Source organism: Streptomyces sp. NBC_01003, from assembly GCF_045162695.1.
Taxonomy (GTDB): domain Bacteria; phylum Actinomycetota; class Actinomycetes; order Streptomycetales; family Streptomycetaceae; genus Streptomyces.
Genome location: NZ_CP108707.1, coordinates 5,963,439 through 5,987,327, shown reverse-complemented (window position 1 = coordinate 5,987,327; position 23,889 = coordinate 5,963,439). Strand labels below are relative to the sequence as shown.

The following is a 23,889-nucleotide window of genomic DNA, read 5'->3' as shown; positions in this document are numbered from 1 at the left end:
CCGCCCCGACGCCTCGTCGCCGTACCCCTGGACTGAGAAACCCATGTTCCGTACCGCCTTGCGCAATGTGTTCGCGCACAAGGCCAGGCTCCTGATGACCGTGCTCGCCGTCATGCTCGGCGTCGCCTTCGTCTCCGGCACCCTGGTCTTCACCAACACCATCTCCGACGCCTTCCAGAAGAGCTCCGCCAAGGGCTTCGACCAGGTCGACGTCGCCGTCACGCCCGAGATCGCCGAGTCGAAGGGCGACAAGGTCGCCAAGGACCCGAAGCTCACGCAGGCCACCCTCGACCGGGCCGCGAAGACGCCGGGCGCCGCGTCCGCCATCGGCGTCGTCAGCGGCTTCGCGGCCGTCGCCGACAAGGACGGCAAGCTCGTCGGCAACGGCTTCTCCACCCAGGGTGCCAACTACTGGGGTGACAACGACCCGCGCTACCCGCTCAAGAGCGGCAGGGCGCCCAGTGGCAAGGGCGAGGTCGCGCTCGACTCGCAGACCGCGAAGCGCGCGGGCTACAAGGTCGGCGACACCGTACGGATGTCCATCGACGGGCCCGTCCTGACGCCCACCGTCACCGGCATCTTCACCACCGAGGACGGCAACGTCGCGGCCGGCGGCAGCCTCGCCCTGTTCGACACGGCGACCGCACAGCAGCTCCTGCACAAGCCGGGCTCGTACGACGAGATCGACGTCAAGGCCGCCGCCGGCACCAGCCAGGCCGCCCTGCGGAGCGCGCTCGACAAGGCCCTGCCGAAGGGCCAGGCCAAGACCACGACCGGCAAGCAGCTCGCCGACGACCAGGCCGAGCAGATCTCCTCCAGCATGAGCTCGATGAAGTCGAGCCTGCTGGTCTTCGCCGGGATCGCGCTCTTCGTCGGCGTCTTCATCATCGCCAACACGTTCACGATGCTCGTCGCCCAGCGCACCAAGGAACTCGCGCTCATGCGGGCCGTCGGCGCCTCGCGCAAGCAGGTCACGCGCTCCGTCCTCGCGGAGGCGTTCGTCGTCGGCGCGGTCGCGGCCGTCACCGGTCTGGTGGCGGGCATCGGCATCGGCGCCGGGATGCGCTCCCTGATGGGCGCGACCGACGCGCAGATCCCCGACGGGCCGCTCGTGATCTCGCCCGGCACGATCGCCACGTCCCTCGTCGTCGGCGTCGTCATCACGATGCTGGCCGCGTGGCTGCCCGGCCGCCGCGCCGCGAAGATCCCGCCGGTCGCGGCGATGAGCAGCGTGCACGCCACGGCGACCACCCGCTCCCTCGTCGTACGGAACACGATCGGCGCGCTGTTCGCGGCGGCCGGCATCGCCTCGTCCCTCTACGCCACGACGATGAGCGACGGCACGTCGGCGCAGGCCCCCCTGGGCCTCGGCGCGGGCCTCCTCGTGATCGGCGTCTTCGTCCTCACCCCGCTGCTCTCGCGCCCGCTGATCGCGGCCGCGGGGCCGGTCCTGCGCGTCTTCGGGATCTCCGGGAAGCTGGCCCGCCAGAACGCCGTCCGCAACCCGCGCCGCACCGCCGCGACCGCCTCCGCCCTGATGATCGGCCTCACGCTGATCACCGGCATGACGGTCATCGCGGGCAGCGCCCAGCAGGCCATCGACAAGATGGCGTCGTCCGCCCTCAAGGCCGACTACGTCGTCTCCATGGCGAACATGAACTCCCTGTCCCCCGAGGTCGCCGGCAAGCTCGCCAAGGTCGACGGCGTCACCGAGACCAGCGGCCTGAGCAACTCGCCCTCGCGCATCGACGGACAGACCGAGTTCCTGACCGGCGTCAACGGCGCGACCATCGGCTCGCTGACCGACCTCAAGGTCGACAGCGGCACCTTCCGGATCGGCGGCCGTGACGTCGTCGTGGACGACAAGACCGCGAAGGACCACGGCTGGCGCACCGGCTCGACGTTCACCACGAACTTCGAGGACGGCAAGAAGCAGCAGCTGACCGTCGCCGGGGTCTACGAGGGCAACGACATGATGCGCGGCATCATGCTGGACTCCGCCGTCCTGACCCCGCACGTCACGGACCCGTCCGACATGCAGGTCATGGTGAAGACCGACGGCGGCACGTCCGCGGCCGCCAAGGACCGCATCGAGAAGGCGCTCGGCGACAACCCGGCGATCCTCGTCCAGGACAAGCAGGACATCTCCAACGCGATCTCGAAGATGTTCACGCTGATGCTGAACATGCTCTACGGCCTGCTCGCCATGGCGGTCATCGTCGCCGTCCTCGGCGTCATCAACACCCTCGCCATGTCCGTCTTCGAGCGCTCGCAGGAGATCGGCATGCTGCGCGCGATCGGCCTCGACCGCAAGGGCATCAAGCGCATGGTGCGCCTGGAGTCCCTGGTGATCTCGCTGTTCGGCGGCGTCCTCGGCGTCGGCCTCGGCGTGTTCTTCGGCTGGGCCGCGGGCAAGCTGATGGCGACGTCCCTGACGACGTACGAGCTGGTCCTGCCCTGGGGCCGGATCGGGATCTTCCTCGCGCTGGCCGCCCTCGTCGGCATCCTGGCGGCCCTGTGGCCGGCCCGCCGCGCGGCGCGGCTGAACATGCTCGCGGCCATCAAGTCGGAGTAGCGATACGGCGGATGGGGCGCACCGGCCGAGTGCCGGTGCGCCCCATCCGTGTGTCCGGGCCGTCAGTTCCAGGTACGCGCCCGCAGGGGCATACCCGGGTCGCCCGACAGGGGCGTCTTCACGGCGAGGATCTGGTTCACCCCGATCTTGTTGCGCTCGAAGCTCAGCGCGCACGCGGCCATGTACAGGCGCCAGATGCGGGCCCGGCCGGGGCTCGTGAACTTCACGGCCGCGGGCCAGGCGGCCTCCAGGTTGGCCACCCAGCGGCGCAGCGTGAGCGCGTAGTGCTCCCGGATCGCCTCCAGGTCCCTGACCTCGAAGCCGGCCCGCTCCAGGAGCCCGGTGGTCGTGCCGACCGGCGCGAGCTCCCCGTCCGGGAAGACATAGGCGTCGATGAACTCGTCGACCTCGTACGTCGACTCGTCCTTCCGGGGGCGTCGGCCGATCTGGTGGTTGAGGAGCCTGCCGCCCGGCTTGAGGAGGGCGTAGAGCGCCTCGGCGTACTCCAGGTACCGCTCGGAGCCGACGTGTTCGGCCATGCCGATGGACGAGATCGCGTCGAAGGGCCCGTCGCGCACGTCGCGGTAGTCCTGGACCCGGATCTCCACCCGGTCGGTGAGCCCCTCCTCGGCGACCCGCTTACGGGCGTACGCGGCCTGCTCCTGCGACAGCGTCACGCCGACGACGCTGACGTCGTACTCGCGGGCGGCGTGGATGGCCATGGAGCCCCAGCCGCAGCCGACGTCGAGCAGGCGCTGACCGGGCGCCAGGCCGAGCTTGCGGGAGATGAGTTCGAGCTTGTCGCGCTGGGCGTCCTCGAGGGTGCCGTCCGGCGAGTCCCAGTACGCGCACGAGTAGACCATCGAGGGGCCGAGCACCAGCTCGTAGAAGTCGTTGCCGACGTCGTAGTGGTGGCTGATGGCCCGTCGGTCGCTGCGCTTGGTGTGCAGATGCAGGCGGCCGTGCCTGCGCATCTCCTCACCGGGCGGGGCGGGCGGCAGGAAGGGGCCGGCGAGCTTGACCAGCTCGGCGACGGCGGCCCTGACCCTGGGCTCCTTCAGTGCCTCGACGAGGCTCCTGCTGTCGTCCTCGGGGCGCTCCCAGATGAGTCCGGCCATCCGGCCGAGGGCGTCGTACAGATCGCCCTCCACATCCAGGTCACCGGCCACCCAGGCGCGGGCCAGGCCGAGTTCTCCCGGCTTCCACAACAGGCGGCGCAGGGCGCGGCGGTTGCGTACGACGAGAGTGGGTCCGGCGGGCGGCCCGGCCTCCGAACCGTCCCAGGCGCGAAGCCTGACGGGGAGCGGTACTCCGAGTAGCTGTTCGGCGAGGTTCTTCAGCCGCTGTGCGGCGTCCTGCATGGCGCACACCTCCGTGATGGGAGACGATCCCGGAATCGTCCAACACCACGTAAACACCAACGGGGCGCTCTCGCAGTCCCGTTACTGCGTTACGGATCGGCAAAATACATGTAGCTGCCACGCATATCGGCGTGCCGGGTCGGTTTCCGGGTGCCCCCGGGCGGCTCCGGGAACGCCGAAGGGGCGCTCGCACCACGGATGGCGAGCGCCCCTTCAGGGGTATTACTGGACCGAGGTCAGGAGGCCTTGGCCTTCTCCTCGACCTTCGGAGCCTCGGCGACGGCCGGGGCCGGCGCCGGCTTGGCGGCCTCGTAGAACTCCTCGCGGGGAGACTCGAGGGCACCGAGCGCGGTGATGTCGCGCTTCTGGAACATGTTGAGCGTCCACTCGGCGATCACACGGGTCTTGCGGTTCCAGGTCGGCATGGCGAGCCCGTGGTAGCCACGGTGCATGTACCAGGCGAGACGGCCCTTGAGCTTGATCTTCATCTTGCCCATGACGATCATCGCGACGCCCTTGTGCAGGCCGAGACCCGCCACCGCGCCCTTGTTGCCGTGGCTGTACTCCTTCTGCGGGAAGCCCCGCATGCCGGAGACCACGTTGTCGCCGAGGACCTTGGCCTGGCGCATGGCGTGCTGGGCGTTCGGCGGGCACCAGGCGCGCTCGGGCGGCGTGCCGTTCTTGACGGCGACCAGGTCCGGGACCTGGGCGTTGTCGCCCGCGGCCCAGATGTAGTCGCTGCCCTGCACCTGGAGGGTGGCCTGGGTGTCCACGTGGCCGCGGGGGCCGAGCGGGAGACCGAAGCGCGCGAGGGCCGGGTTCGGCTTGACGCCGGCGGTCCACACGACGGTGTTGGAGTCGACCTCGAGGCCGTTGCTGAGCACGACGTGACCGTCGACGCAGGACGGCATCGTGGTCTTCAGGTAGACCTCGATACCGCGGGACTCCAGGTGCTTCCTGCCGTACGTGCCGAGCTCGGGGCCCACCTCGGGCAGCACCTTGTCGGCGGCGTCGACGAGCACGAAACGCATGTCCTCGCGCTTCACGTTCTTGTAGAACTTGGCCGCGTCGCGCGCCAGGTCCTCGACCTCACCGATCGTCTCGGCGCCCGCGAAGCCACCGCCGACGAACACGAACGTGAGCGCCTTGCGGCGGATCTCCTCGTCGGTCGTGGACTCGGCCTTGTCGAGCTGCTCGAGCACGTGGTTGCGCAGGCCGATGGCCTCCTCGACGCCCTTCATACCGATGCCGACCTCGGCGAGGCCCGGCGTCGGGAAGGTGCGGGAGACCGCGCCGAGCGCGATCACCAGGTAGTCGAAGGGAACCTCGTACGCCTCGCCGACGAGCGGGGCGACCGTGGCGACCTTGCGGTCCTGGTCGATGGTGGTGACCCGGCCGGTGAGAATCTCGGCTCCGGGCACAGCGCGTCGCAGCGGGACGACGACGTTGCGCGGCGAGATGCTGCCGGCGGCGGTTTCGGGGAGGAAGGGCTGGTAAGTCATGTACGAGCGCGGGTCCACGACCGTGACGGTCGCTTCCGCATAACGCATCTTCTTGAGAATGCGTCGTGCTGCGTACAGGCCTACGTACCCACCGCCTACTACGAGGATCCTGGGACGCTCCGTGGTGCTCATGCCATCGAGTATCCACCTGTCCGGAGGGGGTCGCTCGTGCGCCCCTTCACAAGCATGGAGAGGGCCTCTGCTACACTTCGCCGCCCACGTGACGGACGTCATGGCCCCAGCGGGGAACCACGGTGTAACGCCGGTCGTTCCACACCCCTGTTGAGCTGCCGCTCCGGGCATTTGGCGGGGGTGGACCACTCGCCCGGTTCATCTGTCCGTAACAAGCCTGGAACACCCCCCGCGTCGACCGCCAGGGCCCCAGGACCCCCTTCCGCGGGCCATCTGACCCGGAACCTCGCCCAACGGGGCCGAATTCCTTGTGAAGAACTTCACGAACTTTCCCGACGGGGTGTCGCCGGAGCGTGTCGCCCCCTCCAGGAAGAGGCCGGGCGAGGGGTCTTGGAGGGGGTGGGCGCCTTGGAAGGGCTGGTGCCTTGGAAGGGCTAGGCGATCGACCAGGCGATGCCGTCGAGGATGTCGTGCTCGCTCACCACGACCTCCTTGGCGCCGATCCACTCCATGATCAGGCGCAGCACCAGTGCGCCGGAGGCGATGACGTCGACACGGCCCGGGTGGATGACCGGGTTCAGGGAGCGCTGGTCGTGCGTGGACGTCAGCAGCCAGTCCGTGAGCTCGGCGACCCGCTCGTAGGAGATACGGGAGTGGTGGATGGCCACCGAGTCGTACTCGTTCAGGCCGAGCGCGAGGGCGGCGACCGTCGTCACGGAGCCGGCGAGGCCGACGAGCGTGCGGGCCGCGGTCAGCGGGACGGTCTGTGTCACGAGGTCGAGGGCCGCGACGATGTCCTCGCGGATCTCCTCGATCTGCGCGGGCGTCGGCGGGTCGGTGACCGTGCCGTCCGCCCCCACGAGGTGGCGCTCCGTCATACGGACGCAGCCGATGTCGACGGAGCGCGCGGCCACGACCGTGTCCTCGCCGACGACGAACTCCGTCGAGCCGCCGCCGATGTCCACGACCAGGTAGGGCTTGTCGAGGTCGGCCCGGCCCGTCAGCTCCTTCGTCGCGCCGGTGAAGGAGAACTCGGCCTCCTGATCACCGGTGATGACCTCGGGCTCGACGCCCAGGATGTCCATGACCCCGCGCACGAAGTCGTCCCGGTTCTCGGCGTCGCGGGACGCGGACGTGGCCACGAACCGGATCTTCTCGGCGCCGTGCGCCTTGATGACCTCGGCGTACTCGCGGCAGGCCGCGAAGGTGCGCTCCAGCGCCTCGGGCGCGAGCCGTCCCGTGCGGTCCACGCCCTGCCCGAGCCGCACGATCGTCATGCGGCGGTCCAGGTCGACGAGTTCGCCCGTCACGGGGTCGGCGTCGGCGACGAGCAGGCGGATCGAGTTCGTGCCGCAGTCGACGGCGGCGACGCGGGTCACTCGCCCTCCTCGGGCGCGGCCGACACGCACGGGCCCTTCGCCCACCACTCGGGCAGCATCGCGATGGCCTCGTCGCCGAGCGGGTTCACGCCCGGGCCCGCGGCCAGGGAGTGACCGACCAGGACGTGCAGGCACTTCACCCGGTCCGGCATGCCGCCCGCGCTCGGGAAGCCCTCGAGGATCTCGATGGCGTCGCGGCGCGCGAGGTAGTCCTCGTGCGCCTTGCGGTACGCGTCCGCGAGCTCGGGGTCCGTCTGAAGGCGCTCCGTCATCTCCTTCATGACGCCGTTCGCCTCCAGGGTGCCGATCGCGGACGCGGCGCGCGGGCACGTGAGGTAGTACGTCGTCGGGAAGGGCGTGCCGTCCTCGAGGCGCGGGGCCGTCTCGACCACGTCCGGGTTGCCGCACGGGCAGCGGTGCGCGATGGCCCGCAGGCCGCGCGGCGGGCGGCCGAGCTGCTCCTTGAACGCCTGGATGTCGGCGTCCGTGGGCGTGGTCGGCTCGGTCTGGGGCGGGGGCGTGTCCATGCCTGGGGGCTTTCCTTCAGTGAACTTCGGTGGAGGTACTACGGGTTCGGGCTTGGGACTTGGGGCTTGGGGCTTCGGCTTCGGCTTCGGCTTCGGGCGTTGGTGAGACAGGTCAGTTGTCGGGGCGGTCGGCCTTGTCGACGCCGTCCCAGACGTTCGAGTACCAGGGCCGGCCCGCCGCGCCGTGCTCGGAGCGGGTGCGCTTCGCCGCGTCGGGGTCGCGCGCGATGTAGCCGGTCTCGCCCGGCATCACCAGGTGGAGCCGGTCGCGGATCCGCTGCTCCGCGTACGAGTCGTCCTGCCAGCGTGCCTTCTCGTCGCGCAGCCTGTCGACCCTTCTCTGGGCCTCCTGCTGCTGGCGCTGGAGGTCGGCGATCTCCCCGCGCTGGGAGACGTACTGCCTTATGGGGTAGGCGAGCGCGACGACCAGGGTGCACAGGACGAGGGCCAGGAGTGCCGCGCGGCCGGTGAGGCGGGAGCGGCGGGCCTGGCGTCTGGTCTGGGAGCGGTAGACGCGCTCGGCGGTCTGCTCGCCGAGCAGACGCAGCCGGGTCGCGGTGGAGAACCGGTCACGTTCCCTGTCCCGGACTCTCCCGGCCATCTTCGCGCCTCCCCTTTACGTGCGTACGTCCCCGCACACGGTACGGGACCGGGTGCGGGGACGTACGTACGACGCTTCTACCGAAGCCTGTGTGGCTCAGCCCTTGAAGCGGGGAAATGCGCTGCGGCCGGCGTAGACCGCGGCGTCGTCGAGGATCTCCTCGATGCGCAGGAGCTGGTTGTACTTGGCGACGCGGTCCGAGCGGGCCGGGGCGCCGGTCTTGATCTGGCCGCAGTTCACCGCGACGGCGAGGTCGGCGATGGTGACGTCCTCGGTCTCGCCGGAGCGGTGGGACATCATGCACTTGAAGCCGTTGCGCTGGGCCATCTCGACGGCGTCCAGGGTCTCGGTCAGCGAACCGATCTGGTTGACCTTGACGAGCAGGGCGTTGGCGGAGCCCTCCTCGATGCCGCGGGCGAGGCGCTCGGGGTTGGTGACGAAGAGGTCGTCGCCGACGATCTGGACCTTGTCGCCCAGCTTCTCGGTGATGACGTTCCAGCCGGCCCAGTCGTCCTCGTACAGCGGGTCCTCGATGGAGACCAGCGGGTACGCGGAGACGAGCTCCTCGTAGTACTCGGTCATCTCGGCGGCCGAGCGGGACTTGCCCTCGAACTCGTACTTGCCGTCCTTGTAGAACTCGGACGCGGCGACGTCGAGGGCGAGCGCGATCTGCTCGCCGGGGACGTAACCGGCCTGCTTGATGGCCTCGACGATGAGGTCGAGGGCCTCGCGGTTCGAGCCGAGGTTCGGGGCGAAGCCGCCCTCGTCGCCCAGGCCGGTGGACAGGCCCTTGGTCTTCAGCACCTTCTTGAGGGTGTGGTAGACCTCGGCGCCCCAGCGAAGGGCCTCGGAGAAGGACTCCGCGCCGATCGGCGCGATCATGAACTCCTGGATGTCGACGTTGGAGTCGGCGTGCGACCCACCGTTGAGGATGTTCATCATCGGGACGGGCAGCAGGTGCGCGTTCGGGCCACCGAGGTAGCGGAACAGCGGCAGGTCGCTGGCCTCGGAGGCGGCGTGCGCGACGGCGAGGGAGACGCCGAGAATGGCGTTGGCGCCGAGCGAGCCCTTGTTGTCGGTGGCGTCCAGGTCGAACATCGCCTGGTCGATCAGGCGCTGCTCGGTGGCGTCGTAGCCGACGAGCTCCGGGCCGATCTGCTCGATGACGGCGAGGACGGCCTTCTCGACACCCTTGCCCTGGTAGCGGTTCGGGTCACCGTCGCGGAGTTCGATGGCCTCGAACGCGCCGGTGGACGCACCGGACGGGACAGCGGCACGACCGGTGCTGCCGTCGTCGAGGCCGACCTCGACCTCGACCGTGGGGTTGCCTCGGGAGTCCAGGATTTCCCGGGCTACGACGACGTCGATGGACGGCACGAGCATCTCCTTCTGGGATGTGACGCAACTACGCCGGGCCGCATGGTCCGGCAACACCTGAGCCTATCCGGCTCCGGGCATCGCCCTGCCGACCGACCGGCCCGTGGACAAAACCGAGAGCGAATTGTTTCCGAACGGAACAAAAAGTCTCGGCCGACAACGGACGAAAGCCCAGGACCCCTCACACACCAAAGCCCCGCCCCGGGCGCGACGGGGGAATGCGCACCCGGGGCGGGGGGTCCTTGGGGGAAACCTGGCGTGGTACCGGCCGTCCGCCGAAAGCCGGTACCCGAGCAGCCTGGGGCCGCCTCCATTACCTACTTGAGGTGGAGCTGCTGGCCCGGGTAGATCAGGTCGGCGTCCTCGACGATGTCCTTGTTCAGCTTGAAGAGCTTCGCCCAGCCGCCCTTGGTGCCGTGCTCCTCGGCGATGGTGCTGAGCGTGTCGCCGGCCTTCACCTTGTACTCGCCGTCACCCTTCTTGACCTTCTTGCCGGTCGGGGTCTCGACGGTCTTCTTCGACTCCTGCTTCGCGGCAGGCGCCGTGCGCTCCTGGCTGCGGGTGGTCGGCTGCTCGGCCTTGCGCTCCGGCTGCGGGGTGGCGGCCGGGGCGGAGCCGGTCGAGGCGGCGGACAGACCCACGCCGCAGCTCGGCCAGGCACCCTTGCCCTGGCTGGCCAGGACCTTCTCGGCGACGGCTATCTGCTGCGCCTTGGAGGCCTTGTCGGCGGTGGAGGCGTACGCGGTGCCGCCGTACGCGGCCCACGTGGACGAGGAGAACTGGAGGCCGCCGTAGTAGCCGTTGCCCGTGTTGATCGACCAGTTGCCGCCGGCCTCGCACTGCGCGACCGCGTCCCACTCGGAGGCGGTGGCGGCGGAGGCGCCGGTGGCACCCATCAGCGGGACGGCGACAGCGGCACCGGCGACACCGGCGAGCGTGGCGACGCGAACGGCCTTGGACGGGCGGCGGTGCTTGCCCTTGCTGGAAAACAGCATCGAGAGATCCCCTCACCGACGCCTACGAGGTGAGCTGTCGGGTTCGGGCCGGATGAGTGCCCGGTCGCACGTCCTGCGTGCGACTTAACCCCAAGCCGGTCGTTCGGCCGTCTCTCAACGGCCGGGGCCGGCACTTACCTTGGGTCCCCCGCTCCTGCCTACGGCGCTTACGCGACGACTGTTCCCGTACGGACATTGGCAGGATTCGGCGTGACATCCGACGGGGCCCGCTGTGGCGAGCGGTGATGACCGTAAGCAGTGGATCGCCTGAATTTCAAAGACGATCAGGGCCTTTGAGACCCATCTCTCACTCTCACCAAAGCGGACATTCAGCCCGAACTGCCGCTACTTTTCGCCCGATTCGAGCCCAAGATCCAGACTCTGACCAGGAAGGATGAGGTCCGGGTCGGCACCCACCGTCTTCTTGTTCTCGGCATACAGAGCGGCCCATCCGCCGTCCACGTCATGGGTGTCGGCGATGTCCCAGAGGTTGTCGCCGGCGCGCACGGTGTAGGCGCCTTCGTCCTGATTGGCCTGCTTACGTCCGCTTTCATCGCCGCGTGAGGCGTGGCGGCCCGAGCCGTCGTCGGCGCGCAAGGAGTCTGCGGTGTCGTCCGCGGCGGCGTCGCCGCGGTGTCGGCCGGAGGCGGGCGGGGTGGCCGCGTCCGAGTCGGCGGAGGTCTCCGGCGAGGGTGTCGCGGGAGTCGAAGTCGAGCCGTCCCGCTCGGACTTGTCACCCTTGGAGTCATCCGAGGTGTTACCTGCGGTATCACCCGACTTGTCATGATTCTTCTCTCGGGAGTCGTCCTTCGCGCCCGAGGAAGCGGAGTCCGACGGCTCGCCGCTCGCGTCCTCCTTCGCGGCGTCGTCGCTCCCGGAGTCACCGGCCGACGGGGTCGGCAGGGCCGCCCCGGGGTCGACGTCGGCGGCGGCGTCGTCCGCCGTGAGTCCCGAGGTGACCGAGCAGACCGGCCACGCCCTCGGGCCCTGGTCGGCGAGGACCTTCTCGGCGACGGCGATCTGCTGCGAGCGGCTGGCCTGGTCGGCGCGCGGCGCGAAGTCGAGGCCGCCGTAGTTCTCCCAGGTCTCCTGGGAGAACTGGAGCCCGCCGTAGTAGCCGTTGCCCGGATCGGCGCTCCAGGAGCCGCCGCTCTCACACTCGGCGAGCTTGTCCCAGGTGGCCGTCGACGCGGCGCTCGCGCTGGTCGCGCCGAGCAGAGGGATCGCGATGGCGGAGCCGGCCACTCCCGCGGCGACGATGAGCGCGGGAGCCTGGCGGGGGCGACGGTGACGACCGTTCCCGGTGAGCATGGAGGCGCCTTTCGGTGGCTCGGGGAATGCTGCGGCAGGTGGTGCCGCGATGACTGGTGAACGTAGCGGGAGTCGAACACTTGTCACAAGTCGATGCAGCAGAGATCACGTGAAAGTCACAGTCTTGACGGTCCGTCAGTCAGAGGGCTCGGTCCGGGCCCTCCTGATGCGGCGTGAATTCGACCGGAAGTGTGCGCAATAGGTGAGTCACAAGGTCGGCGCCGTCGGCACTGTCAGCTATGCCACGTAATGTCCAAGGGAGGTACTTGGACCTCTCTCCGCACCCGAGTACCTCCCCCGGCAGAGTTCAGATGCTCGACGAGAACCGGCCAGAAGCCCTTCTTGAACCACGTGTTCTGCCTGTCCTTGACCAGTTGCCACGAGCCGTACCGTTCGGGGAGTTCGTCCCACAGACAGCCAGTACGCAGCCGGTGGAGAATGCCGTTCAACTGGGTCCGGATACACACGGCACCTCGCGCGAACTGGGGGCGCGGAAAGAAGGACCTCATGACTTCCTCAACGGCTGGCCACCTCGCCACCAGCACCTCATCGGGCACGAGGATGCCCGTCCGGTCATGCCAGTCGGTCACCTTGCACTTGACCCCGCTCCGCTTCCGCACTTCCCCGAGCGGTCGCACCCTGACATTCAGCAGAGCGACCACGTCCCGCCACTCCGTCTCGGCCAACTCGCGCGTTCCCTCGTGCGGTCGCGATGAGATCCATGACCCTCTCGGCGTCGGCCTCCATCTCCATCTGTCGCGCAAGAACCTCCCTCCCCTTGGCGAGCAGCATCGCGGCGGTCCGCACGTCCTCCTTGAGCTGCCTCATAGCAGCTTCCAACACAGTCGGGTCAAGGTAGGGCCGGCGAGCCAGATCAGCCGCGGCGTGGGCCACAGCCCACTCCTTCTCCTGGAGAGCCGACTCGAAGCCGGCGACTCGTTCCCGCTGCTTGCCGATGTCCCCGGGAGAGGGCTTGATCAAGGCAGCGGCAGCCTTCTCGACGTGTTCCAAGTCGGCGAGGAACGTCACGATTTCCGCCCGGACCGACTCTTCGACATCGAGGGCCGTCAGGTAGGGATCACGGCACCCCGTGCGCCTGCCCTTGCCGTTGTTGCCGCCACCGCACCGGTAGTACCGAGTGTCATCGGAGTTGCGGTAGGCGCCGACGTAATGGTGTCCACACCGACCGACGATCCGGCCGCTCAGCGGATAGACCCCAGCGGCCGCATGCACGCGGTGCCCGTTCTTCTCCATGGCATCGCTCAGGGCCTTGGCCCGGTCGGCTGAAATGATCCGAGGAACGGAAATCGTCACGCTGTCCCCATGAAGAGGAAGTCCGTCCGCGTCCAGCTTGGTTCGGTTTGTGCCCGTGCCTGCCGGATTACGGAACACAACCTCACCCTTGAGCAAGGACGGACTGGTGAGGCGCCGATGAAGATTGGCGACCGTCCATGGCCGGCCGCTGCGCGGCAGGAGCCCGAAGTGATTCAGCTCTCCGGCTGCGGCCGAGACGCTCCTGCCCTCGTCCACGATGAGACTCACCGCTTTGAGGACGACGCTCACTTCGCCGTCGTCAACGACCAGTACGGACCTTCGACGGCCGCGGCCTTCGATGGCGTACCCCCACGGGGCCGGGCCGCACGGCCAGCCACCTGCCAGGGCCTTCTGCTGGCGACCAGCCTGCGTGCGGTCACGTACCAGATTCCATTCGGCCTCAGCCGTCATCGCGTGGAACTGCAACTGCCGTCGCCCGAGCGGCGTGGATGTGTCGATGTCCTGGGTTACGGACACGAAGTCGACGCCGAGGTCCTCCATCGCCCAGATCCACGTCCAGAACGCCTCACCAGTGCGGCCGACGCGGTCGAAGTTGTGGACCACGATCGCATCGACGCGACCCCGCCGAGCGGCCTCTTCGAGCTCCCGCATTCCAGGACGGTCGACGACTGTTCCCGGAACGCCCTCATCCCGGAAGATCAGATCGGGCGGGAGAGTCCACCCCGGCCTGTTGCTGACGTAGGCACGCCCCGCCTCTTCCTGCGCGTCGAGTCCGTACGCGGTCGCCTGTGCCCTCGTGGAGACCCGGAGCATCAAGGCTGCCCGGACGACAGGGACCGGCGGCCGCCGACCGTCATCCGCACGTGGGCGCGGGCGCAGCTGTAGGTTTGGTCACATCAGCCCCTTCACGGCTGGTGCGGCCCCGGAGCTCTAGCCAGCTTCGGGGCCTTTGTGTTGCCGCAAATTTAACCGCTGTCCGCCCAAGTCATCCTGGAATTCGCATAATTGCCGCAGCAGCCTTTACTACGCCAAAGCCGCTCCGGGATTCGCGGTCGCGCCGCCCCGAACGACTCCCTATACGGTCGTCTGGTGAACGCCCCGAACGCCGCACCCGAACTCTTCACTTGGGAGTTCGCCTCCGACCCGTATCCCGCCTATGCGTGGCTGCGCGAGCACGCGCCCGTCCACCGAACAAAGCTGCCCAGCGGGGTCGAAGCATGGCTGGTGACTCGCTATGCCGACGCCCGCCAAGCCCTCGCGGACAGCCGACTGTCGAAGAATCCCGAACACCATGCCGAGGATGCTCAGGGCAAGAGCAAAACCGGCATCCCCGGCGAGCGCAGCGCCAACCTCATGACCCATCTGCTCAACATCGACCCGCCTGACCACACACGGCTGCGCCGTCTCGTCTCCAAGGCGTTCACTCCACGGCGTATTGCGGAATTCGCCCCCCGCGTACAGGCGTTGACGGACGACCTGATCGACCAGTTCGCGGCGCAGGGCAAGGCGGACCTCATCCACGACTTCGCCTTCCCCCTCCCCATCTACGCGATCTGCGACCTGCTCGGCGTCCCGAGCGAGGACCAGAACGACTTCCGCGACTGGGCGGGAATGATGATCCGGCATGGAGGAGGCCCGCGCGGCGGGGTCGGCCGTTCGGTCAAGAAGATCCGTGGCTACCTCGCCGAGCTCATCCACCGCAAACGCAACGACCTTGGCAATGACCTCATCTCGGGCCTCATCCGCGCCTCGGACCACGGTGAGCACCTCACCGAGAACGAGGCCGTCGCGATGTGTTTCGTACTCTTGTTCGCAGGGTTTGAGACGACCATCAACCTCATCGGCAACGGCATGTACACACTGTTGCGCCACCCTGAGCAGCGGGCCCGCCTCCAGGAGTCGTTCCGTCGCGGCGAGCGAGAGTTGCTGACCACTGGCATCGAAGAGCTACTCCGCTACGACGGGCCCGTGGAGCTGGCCACATGGCGCTTCGCCACCGAACCGCTCACCATCGGGGGGCAGCCCATCGCCACCGGCGACCCCGTGCTGGTCGTACTGGCCGCTGCCGACCGGGACCCGGCGCGCTTCCACACCCCCGACAACCTCGACCTCTCCCGCAGTGACAACCAGCACCTCGGCTACGGCCACGGCATCCATTACTGCCTCGGGGCACCGCTGGCCCGCCTCGAGGGTTGTACCGCCATCGAAACGCTGCTGCGTCGCCTGCCGGATCTTGAGCTGGCAGGCGATCCTGCCGATCTGCGATGGCGGGGAGGGCTCATCATGCGCGGGCTACGGAGTCTGCCTGTGGAGTTCACCGCTCATTGATCCCCCAGCCCCTCCGCCGCGCGGATCGCGTCCCGGTACGCCCGGGCCGCCGCCCGCAGCGCTGCTTCCGGGTCGACTCCGTCGGACTCGGCTCGCAGGGCGAGGGCGAGCAGTTCGTAGCCGACGCCGTCGCCGCCCGGCGCCGGCACGTCGAGGCCGGCCGTGCGGACGCGGGACCCCAGCTTCGCCGCGAGTGCGAGGCCGGGCTGGCCGACCGGCACCCCGTCCGTGACGGACTCGCGCTGCTTCTCCACGGCCTTCGTGCGCAGCCAGTGCTCCTTCACGTCCTCGGGCGTGAGCGCCGTGTCGTCGCCGAAGACGTGCGGGTGGCGGTGGATGAGCTTCTCGACGATGCCGCCGGCGACGTCGTCCACGGAGAACGCCTCGTCCCCTTCCTCGCCGGAGGCCTCCTCGGCGATCCGGGCGTGGAAGACGACCTGGAGGAGCACGTCCCCGAGCTCCTCGCGCAGTTCGTCCCGGTCGCCGTCCTCGATCGCCTCGACGAGTTCGTACGCCTCCTCGATCGCGTACTTCGCGAGGCCCTTGTGGGTCTGCTGCGAGGACCACGGGCACTCGCGGCGGATGCGGTCCATGACCTGGACCAGGTCGAGGAGGCGGGCGCCCGGCAGGTCGTAGGAGGCCGGGAGCAGTTCCAGGTCGGGCATCGCGACGCGGCCCGACCCGGCGAGCGCGGCGAGGCCGTCGGTCAGGCGCCGGTCGCCCTCGGCGGTGGCGACGACCACGACGGTGCGGCCCCCGGCACAGGCGTCGACGAGCTCACTGGCAGTCGGCGCGGCCTCCCGCACCTCGATGCCGGCCTCCCGCAGATACGGCAGCTGCGGGTGCGCGGCGTCGGCGCACAGCACCTCGTCGGCGGCGTGCAGGAGCTGCCAGGCCGACCACGACAGCAGGCCGGGCGCGACGCGGTGGCTGGTGGTGAGCAGGACGATGCGGCCGGTCGGGGCGGCGGCGGGTGCGTTCTCGGCGTTCACGCCTCGAACGTAACCCAGGCCGCCTGCCGCGCACCGGGCGAGAGGCCCTACGCCGTCTGCTGGTCCGTCTTCGGGGACGTGACCTCGCGCACCCAGGGCGTCTTCGCGTCGGCGCGGCCATGGCTCTTGGCGATGTCCCAGGTGCCGTAGCGCGGGTTCAGGTCGACGTTCAGCTCCTTGGAGGCCTGGGCGAGCGCCTTCCAGAAGGGGGCCTGGTCGGTCTCGGACTGGGACTGCATGTTCGCGCCGACCTTCTGGGCAAGGCCCATCACCTCGAGGTCGGTGCGGGCGCTGTCCGCGATGCGCTCGGGCGCGATGTTGTACTGCTGGAGCAGGGCGAGCTCGAGCTGCCGGACGCCGCCGGCCTGCTGCGCCATCGCGGCCTCCCGCTCCTGGACCTGCCTGCGGGTCACCGTGACGCCCGCGTCGGCGGCCGCGCGGTGCAGGACGCGGTCGAAGACCATGGAGTGCAGCGTGTTCCGGGTGAGGCTGCCGGACTTGGCGATGGCCTGCTCGTACTGCTGGTCGTTCTTGGTGGCGGCCTGCTGGGCGTCGCGCACCTCGTTCACCCGGTTCTCCAGCTGGGAGACGGTGATACGGCCGTTGCCCACGACGGCCGCGGCGCCGGGATGCGCGTCGTTGCCGCAGGCGGTGAGGAGCGGGACCGCGGCTACGGCGGCGGTGGAGAGGACGAGCGCGGTGCGGCGGCTGTTGCTGCTCTTGCGGCGGTGCAAGGTGGGCCTCCCTGCGACGAGTTTGTGCGTCGGTGCACAAAGTCCGGCGGTGATCGATGTTAGGCAGTGGCCGTGCTCTCGGCCACCTATTCGACCCAACGATTCGCCAGGAGTTGAGGCACTCCCCCGCGCCCGGCCCGCCCCGGCTCAGCCCCGGACCTGCCCCAGCCACTGCAAGGTGCGGCGGATTTCGGTCGGGAAGGGGTGTCCCGGCCCGTGCAGGCGCTCCGCGTCGTGCAGGAGGCGTACGAGGGTGTCGTGCGCGGCGGCCCGGTCGCCGAGCGCGAGGAGCAAGTGGCCGATGCGGCGCCGGACTTCGAGGGGCAGCGTGATGTCCGTCGTCGCGTACTGGTTCTCGTAGTACGGGAGCAGCGCCCGGTATTCGGCGAGCGCGGCGGCCGGTTCGCCGAGCTGTTCCAGGCACTGCGCGGCCTCGTAGCGGAACTGGAGGGACTGCGGGTCGGCCTGGCCCGCCTCGGTGGCGCGCTCGTCGGCGAGGCGGCGCAGCTCGGGCAGGGCGCGGCGGTACTGGCCGTCGTCCATGAGCGTGGCGGCGTACTGCTTGCGCAGCGTGCGGACGACCGGTGAGTGCTCGCCGTGCTGGGCCGCGGCGGCGGGCAGGATCGCGCCGAGGATGTCGACGGCCTGGGTGATGCGGCCCTCGCCGAGGAGGCGCTTGACCTCGTCGACGGCGCCCGCGACGTCCGGCTTGTCGGTGTGGGGCGTGGGCGCTGCGGGCTGCGGGGCGGGGGTGCGGGCGCGGTCGGGCCAGGGGGCGTGCGGGCGAAGGAAGGGGCGGGTCGGGTCGAGCGGGCCGCCGCTCGGTACGCCGCGCGCGGGCAGCAGCGGGAGCAGGGCCTCGTACGTCTCCTGGGCGGAGGCCGGCCGGTGCTGCGGGTCCTTGGCGAGCAGGCGCAGGACGAGGGCCTCCAGGGGTTCGGGGACCTCGGGGCGCAGCCGGCGGACGGGCAGGGGCGGCTCGTAGAGGTGGCGGTGCAGGACGCCGAGGGCGGTGGAGCCCGCGAACGGGACGTCTCCGCTGAGGAGTTCGTGCAGCAGCACCCCGAGCGCGTACAGGTCCGTGTAGGGGCCCACCGCGCCGCCCATGGCCTGTTCGGGTGCCATGTAGGCGGGGCTGCCGATGGGGGAGCCGGTGTGGGTGAGGCGGGTGGTGTCGGTGTCGAGCACGGAGGCGACGCCGAGGTCGAGGACGGTGACGGTGCCGTCCTGCTTGACCATCACGTTCCGCGGCTTGAGGTCGCGGTGCACGATCGGCACGGCGTGCACCGCGCACAGGACGGCGCACAGCTGGGCCGCGACGGAGACCGCCCACTGCCACGGGTAGGGGTCGTGCTCGGCGAGGTGGTCGGAGAGGTCGGCCCCGTCGACGTACTGCATGACGAGGTAGAGGTCCTCGCCCTGGGTGCCCGCGTCGTGGACGGTGACCAGGCCGGGGTGGTCGACCTGGGCCGTGACGCGGCACTCGCGGACGAAGCGGCGGCGCAGCTCGTCGGCCTCCTGGCCGGCGACGCGGTCGGGGCGCAGCAGTTTCACGGCGACGCGCCGGTCGAGCCGCTGGTCGTACGCCGTCCAGACCTGGCCCATACCGCCCTGGCCGATGAGGGTGGACAGCTCGTAGCGCCCGGCGACGAGTTGTCCGCCGGACGCGTTCAGGGGGTGGGTCACCGTCCGCCTTCCTGCTTTCGCAGGTAGTCGCTGAGTTCGTCGAGCTCCGCGCGGACCTGGTCGATGCGGTGGGGCGGCGGCGCCTGGGGCTGCGGTGCGGGGGTGGGCACGGGTGTGGGGGCCGGGCCCGCGGTCTGGGTGAGCTGGTCGTGCACGGGCTGCGTCGACGGCGGCGTGGGCGGCGCGTAGTGCTGCTGCTGCGGGAATCCGTACGCGGGCCGCTGGTGCGGCGGTTGCTGGAGCGGCTGCTGCTGGAGCGGCAGCCGCTGCGGCTGGTATCCGTTCGCGTAGCCGCCGCCGTAGAACCCGAGGCGCTCCTTGCGGCCGTGGCGGATGTCGGCCACCAGGTAGTACGAGACGACTCCGGCGAGCGTGATCAGGAGGATCGTCATGCCCGCGTCGCCCCGCCACGTCGTGAACTCGTCGACGCCCGGGTCCGTGGCGAGCAGCGAGATCGTGCCGGCCTGGAGCACGGCGCCGGACACGAAGATGATCCAGTCCGTCCTGCTGCGCGTCGTCAGCGCGAGGCGCAGCAGCGCCGTCCACGCGAGGAAGCCGAAGCTCAGCACCGTGAGCGCCACGAACAGGACGCGCAATCCGATCTGCACGCCATGCGACGGGCGCTGTGGCGGTGGCATGTAGCCCTGGCCGTGCATGGCTTCTCCTGCTGCTCCTGCTGACGGGTCCTTAAGTGTGTCGAGCGTATAGGCCGACTCCGACAACCCGCGCCGGGTTGTACGGAACCGTTGTCGTACGGATGTCAAACGTGTCACTCGGGGCCGAGCGTGCCGTCCGTCAGTCCGTCGTGCAGGCCCCGCACGAGCTGTTCACCGAGGCGCGCGGCCTGGCGCAGGGCGTCCTCGAACTCGGCGAGGGCGCGGAAGCGTTCGCCGTAGCGGTGCTGGTCGGCGAGCGGCAGGCGCGGCAGTTGGAGGCGGCGCACGTCCAGGCGCGTGGCGGTGGACGCGTAGCTGCTGGCCTGCCGGTTGTTGGCGGTGCCGCGCAGGAACCCGGCGAGGAACCAGGGGTCGAGGGCTGCCCGGTCGGGGCGCAGCAGGGTCAGGCCGCGGCCGAGTGCGGCGCCCGCGGTGGCCTCGTCGACGACGCGGACGACCGCGCCGCCGGCCAGGGGCACGACGACGTCGCCCGCCTCGACGAGTACGGGCTCCTCGTCCCCGCCCTGGGGTGAGCCGGAGGGTGCGGTTCCGGCGAGGACGTCGTGGTCGGTGAGGACGGGCACGCGCGCGGTGCCGCCGGTGGCGGGACCCGATGCCGCCGCGGTCGCCGTGGTGGTCCGGAGCAACAGGGCGCCCGCACGGGCGAGTTCACCGACCGTCGTCTGGGGCCATCGGGCCGGGGACTGCGCGGCGGGCGGGGTGTCGGGGGCGCGGTCGGCGGTGAGGCGCAGGGTGTCGCCGAGGCGGGTGCGGACCGCGGCGAGCTCCTCGGCGCCGCCGCCCGCGGCCGGGGGCGGCAGCCGGCGCGCGGGCGCGAGGTCGACCTCGTCGTCGAGCAGCTCGATCACGGGCACGGAGCGGGCGATGCCGGGCAGTTCCTCGATGGTGCCGTCGCGGTCGAAGGGGCGCCAGGCGTCGAGCACGGCCTGCTGGACCTGCTCCCACGGCAGTTTGTCGCGTCCGTCGCCGGAGCCGGCCGGGCCGCCGCCGGTCGTCTCCACGAGGAGGAGTTCGGGCGCGGGCGGCGCGCCGGCGCCGGGCCGGCGCAGTACCCACAGGTGGAGCGGGATGTTGTTGGGCGGGACGGAGCCCGCGGGCAGGGCGATCACGGCGCGCAGGGCGCCGCGCCGCAGGAGGTCGGCGCGGATGCGGCGGCCCGAGCGGCGGGACGCGGCGGCGGGCGGCATCAGCAGGACGGCGGTGCCGCCGTCCCGCAGGCGGGCCAACGCGTGCTGGATCCAGGCGAGTTCGGACTCGGTGCGGGCCGGGAAGCCGTACTCCCAGCGGGCGTCGTAGGCGAGTTCGTCGTGGCCCCAGTTGCGTTCGTTGAACGGCGGGTGGGCGAGGACGGCGTCGGCGCGGACGTCGGGGAACGCGTCGGCGCGCAGGGTGTCGCCGGCCGCCGTGCGCACGGTGGCGCCGTCGGTGGCGGCGGGGGTGCCGAGTGCGAGGCGCAGCGCGGTGAGGGCGGCCAGGTCGGGGGCGCTGTCCTGGCCGTAGAGGCGCTGGTCCGGTTCGGGCGCGAGGTCGCGTACGGCGCGCAGCAGGGCGCCGGTGCCGCAGGCCGGGTCGAGGACGGTGCGGGCGGATCCGGCGAGGGCGGCCATGAGCTGGGCGGGACCCGTGGGCGTGAGCGTGTACTGGCGCGGGTTGGCGTCGAGATGACGGCCGAGCAGGAACTCGTACGTCTGACGGGCGCCCAGTTCCGCGGCGAGTTCGGCGGCGCCGCGCAGCAGCGGGACCGAGGGCAGGAGCCCCGTGTCGGGCAGGCGCACCGCGCGCTCGTCGCGGGGGCCGAAGCGCGGGGTCAGGACGTCGTCGAGGGCGGCCGGGAGGCGCTGGGCGAGGTGTTCGTCGGAGACCGCGGCGAGTTCGAGCCAGTCGGTGGGCCGGTCGTGCACGAGGAGCAGGGCGCAGCCGGTGTGCAGGAGCGCGACGCCGGGGCCCGCGGGGTGTCCGGCGAGCTGCTGCCAGACGCGTTCACGCAGCGGGACCTCGGCGAGCTTCCCTTGCTCGCGCAGCCAGTTCTCGACGTCGGTGAGGGCGAAGGAGGGGCTGGTCTCGGTGCCGCCGACGGGCTTGGGGAAGTCGGGGTGGCGGCGGCGCCAGTTGCTGACGGCGGCGCGGCCGACCCCCGCGAGCCGGGCGATCCCGGCCGCGGTCACTTCAGTGGCGTTGTCCTGCACCCGGCGTGCTCCCCTCGGCTCCCCCACATGACTGTGGCGCCGAGCATACCCGCGAACGCGTAAGCACCCCATTCACGAGCGTGTACACACTCGACTTCGTGAAGCGTGTTGACTCGGTTCACAAGCTCTGCTCTTATTGACTCATCGAAACGAGCGGCCGCCGGAATCGGGGCCGCCTTCTGTGGGGGGATCAGCCATGGGCATGAAGACCAAGGTCGCGCTGGGTGCGGTCGTCGGAATCGTCGTGATCGGCGTCGTATCGGCGAACTCGGGTGACGGCGACAACGGCAACGGGGGGAACGGCGGCGGCACCTCCGCCGCCGCGGACAAGAACGCGGGCGACAAGGCCGGCAAGTCCGATGACGCCGCCAAGTCCGACGCCGGCGACAAGGGCGCGTCGAAGGCCTCGCAGGCCGAGCAGTTCAAGGCCTTCGTGGCGAAGAACGGCACGCCCAAGGAGAAGGACGCCGTCGCCCACGTCCTCAAGGTCCAGGGCGCCGACCAGCAGAACGACATCCTCGACAGCGCCGACGTCTACACCGACTTCACCGGCGGCCTGACGGGCGAGGGCTCCGGCCCCTCCAAGCTGATCGCCTCCGCGTTCGCGGACTGGAAGGACAGCAAGAACGGCCTGGTCACGGTCTACGACGCCGACGGCGAGATCATCACCAACGGCAACTTCTGACGGCCCTGCACAACCGCTCCGCCTCCACCACCTCAACCACTTCCCGGGGAACTCCCATGCGCCGCAGCACACTTGCCGCTCTCTGCCTCACCGTCGTCACGGCCGCCGTCTCGCTCACCGCGTGCGGGCCCGGCGGCCCCGGTGACGCCGCGGGGTCGGGCGACAAGCCCAAGGCCCCCTTCGCCGACCTGTCAGGACCGGACATCGCCAACAAGGCCATGAAGGCCACCCGCGGCGCCTCGTCCCTCACCATCAAGGGCAACGCGGCCGACGGGGAGGGCGGGCAGATCACCCTCGACGTCGCCCTCGACAGGAAGGGCGAGTGCGCCGGCTCGATGGGCATGAAGGGCCAGGGCAGGGTCGACCTGATCAAGACGGGCCCGACCATGTATCTCAAGTCCGACGAGGCGTTCCTGCGCGCCCAGAGCGAGGGCGAGTCCAAGGCGGACACCGACGCCGTCGTGAAGATGCTCGCGGGGCGCTGGATGAAGTCGAAGGCGGACAGCCCCGACGCCAAGGACATGGCGGCGTTCTGCGACCTCGACTCGCTGCTCGCCGAGTTCAAGAGCAATGACACCCTCGCCCGCAAGGGCAGGGCGACGACGGTCGACGGCACGCCCGCGTTCACGGTCACCGAGACCGACGGCAAGGACGAGTACACGCTCTACGTCGCGACCGAGGGCAAGCCGTACGTGCTCAAGCTCGTCACCAAGTCCGCCAAGGAGCCGGGCTCGCTCACGTTCTCGGACTACGACAAGCCGGTCGAGGCCGCGCCGCCGGCCGACAAGGACATCGTCGACCTGGACAAGATGGACGGCTGACCGGGCCTGAAGGCTCAGCGCGCGTGGAAGCGCTCCGGCGCCGACGTCGGGTTCCCGCCCGTGGGCAGCGCCTGGTCCGGGCAGCCGGACAGCACGCGCTTCATGGCGTCCCGCTCACCGGCCGTCACCCACAGCCCGTACTTCTTCTTCACGGCGACCTGCCCGGCGACATACGTGCACCGGTACCCCTTGCGGGGCGGCAGCCAGGTCGCCGTATCGCCCTCGCCCTTGCTGCGGTTGGGGCCCGCGTCGACCGCGAGGAGGTTGAGCGGGTCGTTGGCCAGGGCGATGCGCTTGCTCGGGTCCCACCCCTGTGCGCCCTTCTGCCAGGCGTCGGAGAGGGCCACCAGATGGTCGATGTCGACCTGGCTGCGGCCGCGCGCGAAGGCGATCTCCTTGCCCGTGTACGGGTCGGAGGCGAGCGTCCCCGACACGACCGTGCAGCGCCCGTCGCGGAACTTCACCCCCGTCAGGTCCCGCTTGAGTATGTCGTCGCGGGTGTCGCAGCCGTTCGAATCGGTGTCGGCCCAGGCACTGCCGAAGCGGCCCCGGTCGTAACCGGTCTTGGGCGCCCGCCCCTTGACGGTCAGCGAGTTCACGGCGTCGAGCGCACTGCCCGCCTTGTACTCGGGCCCGGACCCCGACCCGCCCTGCTGCTCCACGGTGCAGCCCGTGGCGACGGCCACGGTCACCAGTACGGCGGCGACGGCTCGCCCAGCGCCTCGCATCACGACGCTCCCCCCTG

20 protein-coding genes and 1 riboswitch are annotated in these 23,889 nt (G+C 70.3%); of the genes, 4 read left to right on the top strand and 16 right to left on the bottom strand.

Translation table 11 applies throughout. From position 1 onward, the window contains the following. Positions 1 to 43: 43 nt before the first annotated feature. A complete protein-coding gene (locus OG698_RS27410) occupies positions 44 to 2,575 on the top strand; it encodes an ABC transporter permease (RefSeq protein WP_406106071.1) in 2,532 nt (843 codons plus the stop codon). 62 nt (positions 2,576 to 2,637) lie between these two features. On the opposite strand, the gene OG698_RS27405 is transcribed toward OG698_RS27410, so the two are convergent. The 10 genes from OG698_RS27405 to OG698_RS27360 form a co-directional block, all read right to left on the bottom strand. After that, the gene (locus OG698_RS27405; RefSeq protein WP_406106070.1) at positions 2,638 to 3,936 is read right to left on the bottom strand and encodes a class I SAM-dependent methyltransferase; all 1,299 of its coding nucleotides are present in this window, start codon (positions 3,934 to 3,936) and stop codon (positions 2,638 to 2,640) included. Between the two features lie 236 nt (positions 3,937 to 4,172). Next, complete coding sequence (locus tag OG698_RS27400; RefSeq protein WP_406106068.1) at positions 4,173 to 5,570, bottom strand: NAD(P)/FAD-dependent oxidoreductase; 1,398 nt, start codon at positions 5,568 to 5,570, stop codon at positions 4,173 to 4,175. 434 nt (positions 5,571 to 6,004) lie between these two features. Next, positions 6,005 to 6,949: an exopolyphosphatase gene (locus tag OG698_RS27395; protein ID WP_399977725.1), complete on the bottom strand. Its 945-nt coding sequence runs from the start codon at positions 6,947 to 6,949 to the stop codon at positions 6,005 to 6,007. Continuing rightward, complete coding sequence (locus OG698_RS27390; protein ID WP_406106067.1) at positions 6,946 to 7,476, bottom strand: DUF501 domain-containing protein; 531 nt, start codon at positions 7,474 to 7,476, stop codon at positions 6,946 to 6,948. Before OG698_RS27390 ends, OG698_RS27395 begins: the two co-directional genes overlap by 4 nt. 112 nt (positions 7,477 to 7,588) lie before the next feature. Beyond that, positions 7,589 to 8,077, bottom strand: a complete 489-nt coding sequence (locus OG698_RS27385) for a septum formation initiator family protein (protein WP_406106065.1) — start codon at positions 8,075 to 8,077, stop codon at positions 7,589 to 7,591. A gap of 96 nt (positions 8,078 to 8,173) precedes the next feature. Then, positions 8,174 to 9,460 (bottom strand): phosphopyruvate hydratase, encoded by a 1,287-nt coding sequence (eno, locus tag OG698_RS27380; RefSeq protein WP_116512577.1) that lies wholly within the window; start codon positions 9,458 to 9,460, stop codon positions 8,174 to 8,176. Positions 9,461 to 9,771: 311 nt separating this feature from the next. Then, on the bottom strand, positions 9,772 to 10,449 hold the full coding sequence (locus tag OG698_RS27375; protein WP_406106063.1) for a transglycosylase family protein: 678 nt from the start codon (positions 10,447 to 10,449) through the stop codon (positions 9,772 to 9,774). A 4-nt stretch (positions 10,450 to 10,453) separates the two neighbouring features. Beyond that, positions 10,454 to 10,670, bottom strand: a riboswitch (cyclic di-AMP (ydaO/yuaA leader). A 124-nt stretch (positions 10,671 to 10,794) separates the two neighbouring features. After that, positions 10,795 to 11,760: a transglycosylase family protein gene (locus tag OG698_RS27370; RefSeq protein WP_406106061.1), complete on the bottom strand. Its 966-nt coding sequence runs from the start codon at positions 11,758 to 11,760 to the stop codon at positions 10,795 to 10,797. 233 nt (positions 11,761 to 11,993) lie between these two features. Continuing rightward, positions 11,994 to 12,299, bottom strand: coding sequence for a transposase (locus OG698_RS27365; RefSeq protein ID WP_406111309.1), 306 nt, complete (start codon positions 12,297 to 12,299; stop codon positions 11,994 to 11,996). 34 nt (positions 12,300 to 12,333) lie between these two features. Next, on the bottom strand, positions 12,334 to 13,848 hold the full coding sequence (locus OG698_RS27360) for a recombinase family protein (RefSeq protein ID WP_406106059.1): 1,515 nt from the start codon (positions 13,846 to 13,848) through the stop codon (positions 12,334 to 12,336). A gap of 276 nt (positions 13,849 to 14,124) precedes the next feature. Between OG698_RS27360 and OG698_RS27355 the strand changes: the two genes are divergently transcribed. After that, positions 14,125 to 15,363: a cytochrome P450 gene (locus tag OG698_RS27355; protein ID WP_399977714.1), complete on the top strand. Its 1,239-nt coding sequence runs from the start codon at positions 14,125 to 14,127 to the stop codon at positions 15,361 to 15,363. Here OG698_RS27355 and OG698_RS27350 read toward each other — a convergent pair. The 5 genes from OG698_RS27350 to OG698_RS27330 form a co-directional block, all read right to left on the bottom strand. After that, positions 15,357 to 16,355, bottom strand: a complete 999-nt coding sequence (locus OG698_RS27350; protein WP_399977712.1) for a nucleoside triphosphate pyrophosphohydrolase — start codon at positions 16,353 to 16,355, stop codon at positions 15,357 to 15,359. The genes OG698_RS27355 and OG698_RS27350 overlap by 7 nt on opposite strands. A gap of 47 nt (positions 16,356 to 16,402) precedes the next feature. Continuing rightward, the gene (locus OG698_RS27345; RefSeq protein ID WP_406106057.1) at positions 16,403 to 17,089 is read right to left on the bottom strand and encodes a SurA N-terminal domain-containing protein; all 687 of its coding nucleotides are present in this window, start codon (positions 17,087 to 17,089) and stop codon (positions 16,403 to 16,405) included. Between the two features lie 147 nt (positions 17,090 to 17,236). Further along, entirely contained in the window at positions 17,237 to 18,721 is a 1,485-nt protein-coding gene (locus tag OG698_RS27340; RefSeq protein ID WP_406111307.1) for a protein kinase domain-containing protein, read from the bottom strand. A gap of 50 nt (positions 18,722 to 18,771) precedes the next feature. After that, positions 18,772 to 19,431 (bottom strand): hypothetical protein, encoded by a 660-nt coding sequence (locus tag OG698_RS27335; protein ID WP_406106055.1) that lies wholly within the window; start codon positions 19,429 to 19,431, stop codon positions 18,772 to 18,774. 113 nt (positions 19,432 to 19,544) lie between these two features. Further along, positions 19,545 to 21,638 (bottom strand): N-6 DNA methylase, encoded by a 2,094-nt coding sequence (locus tag OG698_RS27330; RefSeq protein ID WP_406106054.1) that lies wholly within the window; start codon positions 21,636 to 21,638, stop codon positions 19,545 to 19,547. A gap of 196 nt (positions 21,639 to 21,834) precedes the next feature. Here OG698_RS27330 and OG698_RS27325 point away from each other — a divergent pair, with 196 nt between their 5' ends. Both OG698_RS27325 and OG698_RS27320 read left to right on the top strand, forming a co-directional pair. Further along, positions 21,835 to 22,323 (top strand): hypothetical protein, encoded by a 489-nt coding sequence (locus OG698_RS27325; RefSeq protein WP_406106052.1) that lies wholly within the window; start codon positions 21,835 to 21,837, stop codon positions 22,321 to 22,323. A gap of 56 nt (positions 22,324 to 22,379) precedes the next feature. Then, a complete protein-coding gene (locus OG698_RS27320) occupies positions 22,380 to 23,144 on the top strand; it encodes a hypothetical protein (protein ID WP_406106051.1) in 765 nt (254 codons plus the stop codon). 14 nt (positions 23,145 to 23,158) lie between these two features. On the opposite strand, the gene OG698_RS27315 is transcribed toward OG698_RS27320, so the two are convergent. Further along, positions 23,159 to 23,872 carry an HNH endonuclease family protein gene (locus tag OG698_RS27315; protein ID WP_406106050.1) on the bottom strand — a complete coding sequence of 238 codons (714 nt, stop codon included), beginning with the start codon at positions 23,870 to 23,872 and terminating at the stop codon, positions 23,159 to 23,161. Positions 23,873 to 23,889: the final 17 nt, after the last annotated feature.

Excerpts from the sequence above, each read along its gene's own strand:
- OG698_RS27375 (WP_406106063.1), bottom strand. The coding sequence starts at position 10,449 with ATGCTGTTTTCCAGCAAGGGCAAGCACCGCCGCCCGTCCAAGGCCGTT.
- OG698_RS27335 (WP_406106055.1), bottom strand. The coding sequence starts at position 19,431 with ATGCACGGCCAGGGCTACATGCCACCGCCACAGCGCCCGTCGCATGGC.
- OG698_RS27405 (WP_406106070.1), bottom strand. The coding sequence starts at position 3,936 with ATGCAGGACGCCGCACAGCGGCTGAAGAACCTCGCCGAACAGCTACTC.
- OG698_RS27390 (WP_406106067.1), bottom strand. The coding sequence starts at position 7,476 with ATGGACACGCCCCCGCCCCAGACCGAGCCGACCACGCCCACGGACGCC.
- OG698_RS27360 (WP_406106059.1), bottom strand. The coding sequence starts at position 13,848 with ATGCTCCGGGTCTCCACGAGGGCACAGGCGACCGCGTACGGACTCGAC.
- OG698_RS27370 (WP_406106061.1), bottom strand. The coding sequence starts at position 11,760 with ATGCTCACCGGGAACGGTCGTCACCGTCGCCCCCGCCAGGCTCCCGCG.
- OG698_RS27400 (WP_406106068.1), bottom strand. The coding sequence starts at position 5,570 with ATGAGCACCACGGAGCGTCCCAGGATCCTCGTAGTAGGCGGTGGGTAC.
- OG698_RS27325 (WP_406106052.1), top strand. The coding sequence starts at position 21,835 with ATGGGCATGAAGACCAAGGTCGCGCTGGGTGCGGTCGTCGGAATCGTC.
- OG698_RS27410 (WP_406106071.1), top strand. The coding sequence starts at position 44 with ATGTTCCGTACCGCCTTGCGCAATGTGTTCGCGCACAAGGCCAGGCTC.
- eno (WP_116512577.1), bottom strand. The coding sequence starts at position 9,460 with ATGCTCGTGCCGTCCATCGACGTCGTCGTAGCCCGGGAAATCCTGGAC.
- OG698_RS27385 (WP_406106065.1), bottom strand. The coding sequence starts at position 8,077 with ATGGCCGGGAGAGTCCGGGACAGGGAACGTGACCGGTTCTCCACCGCG.
- OG698_RS27315 (WP_406106050.1), bottom strand. The coding sequence starts at position 23,872 with ATGCGAGGCGCTGGGCGAGCCGTCGCCGCCGTACTGGTGACCGTGGCC.
- OG698_RS27320 (WP_406106051.1), top strand. The coding sequence starts at position 22,380 with ATGCGCCGCAGCACACTTGCCGCTCTCTGCCTCACCGTCGTCACGGCC.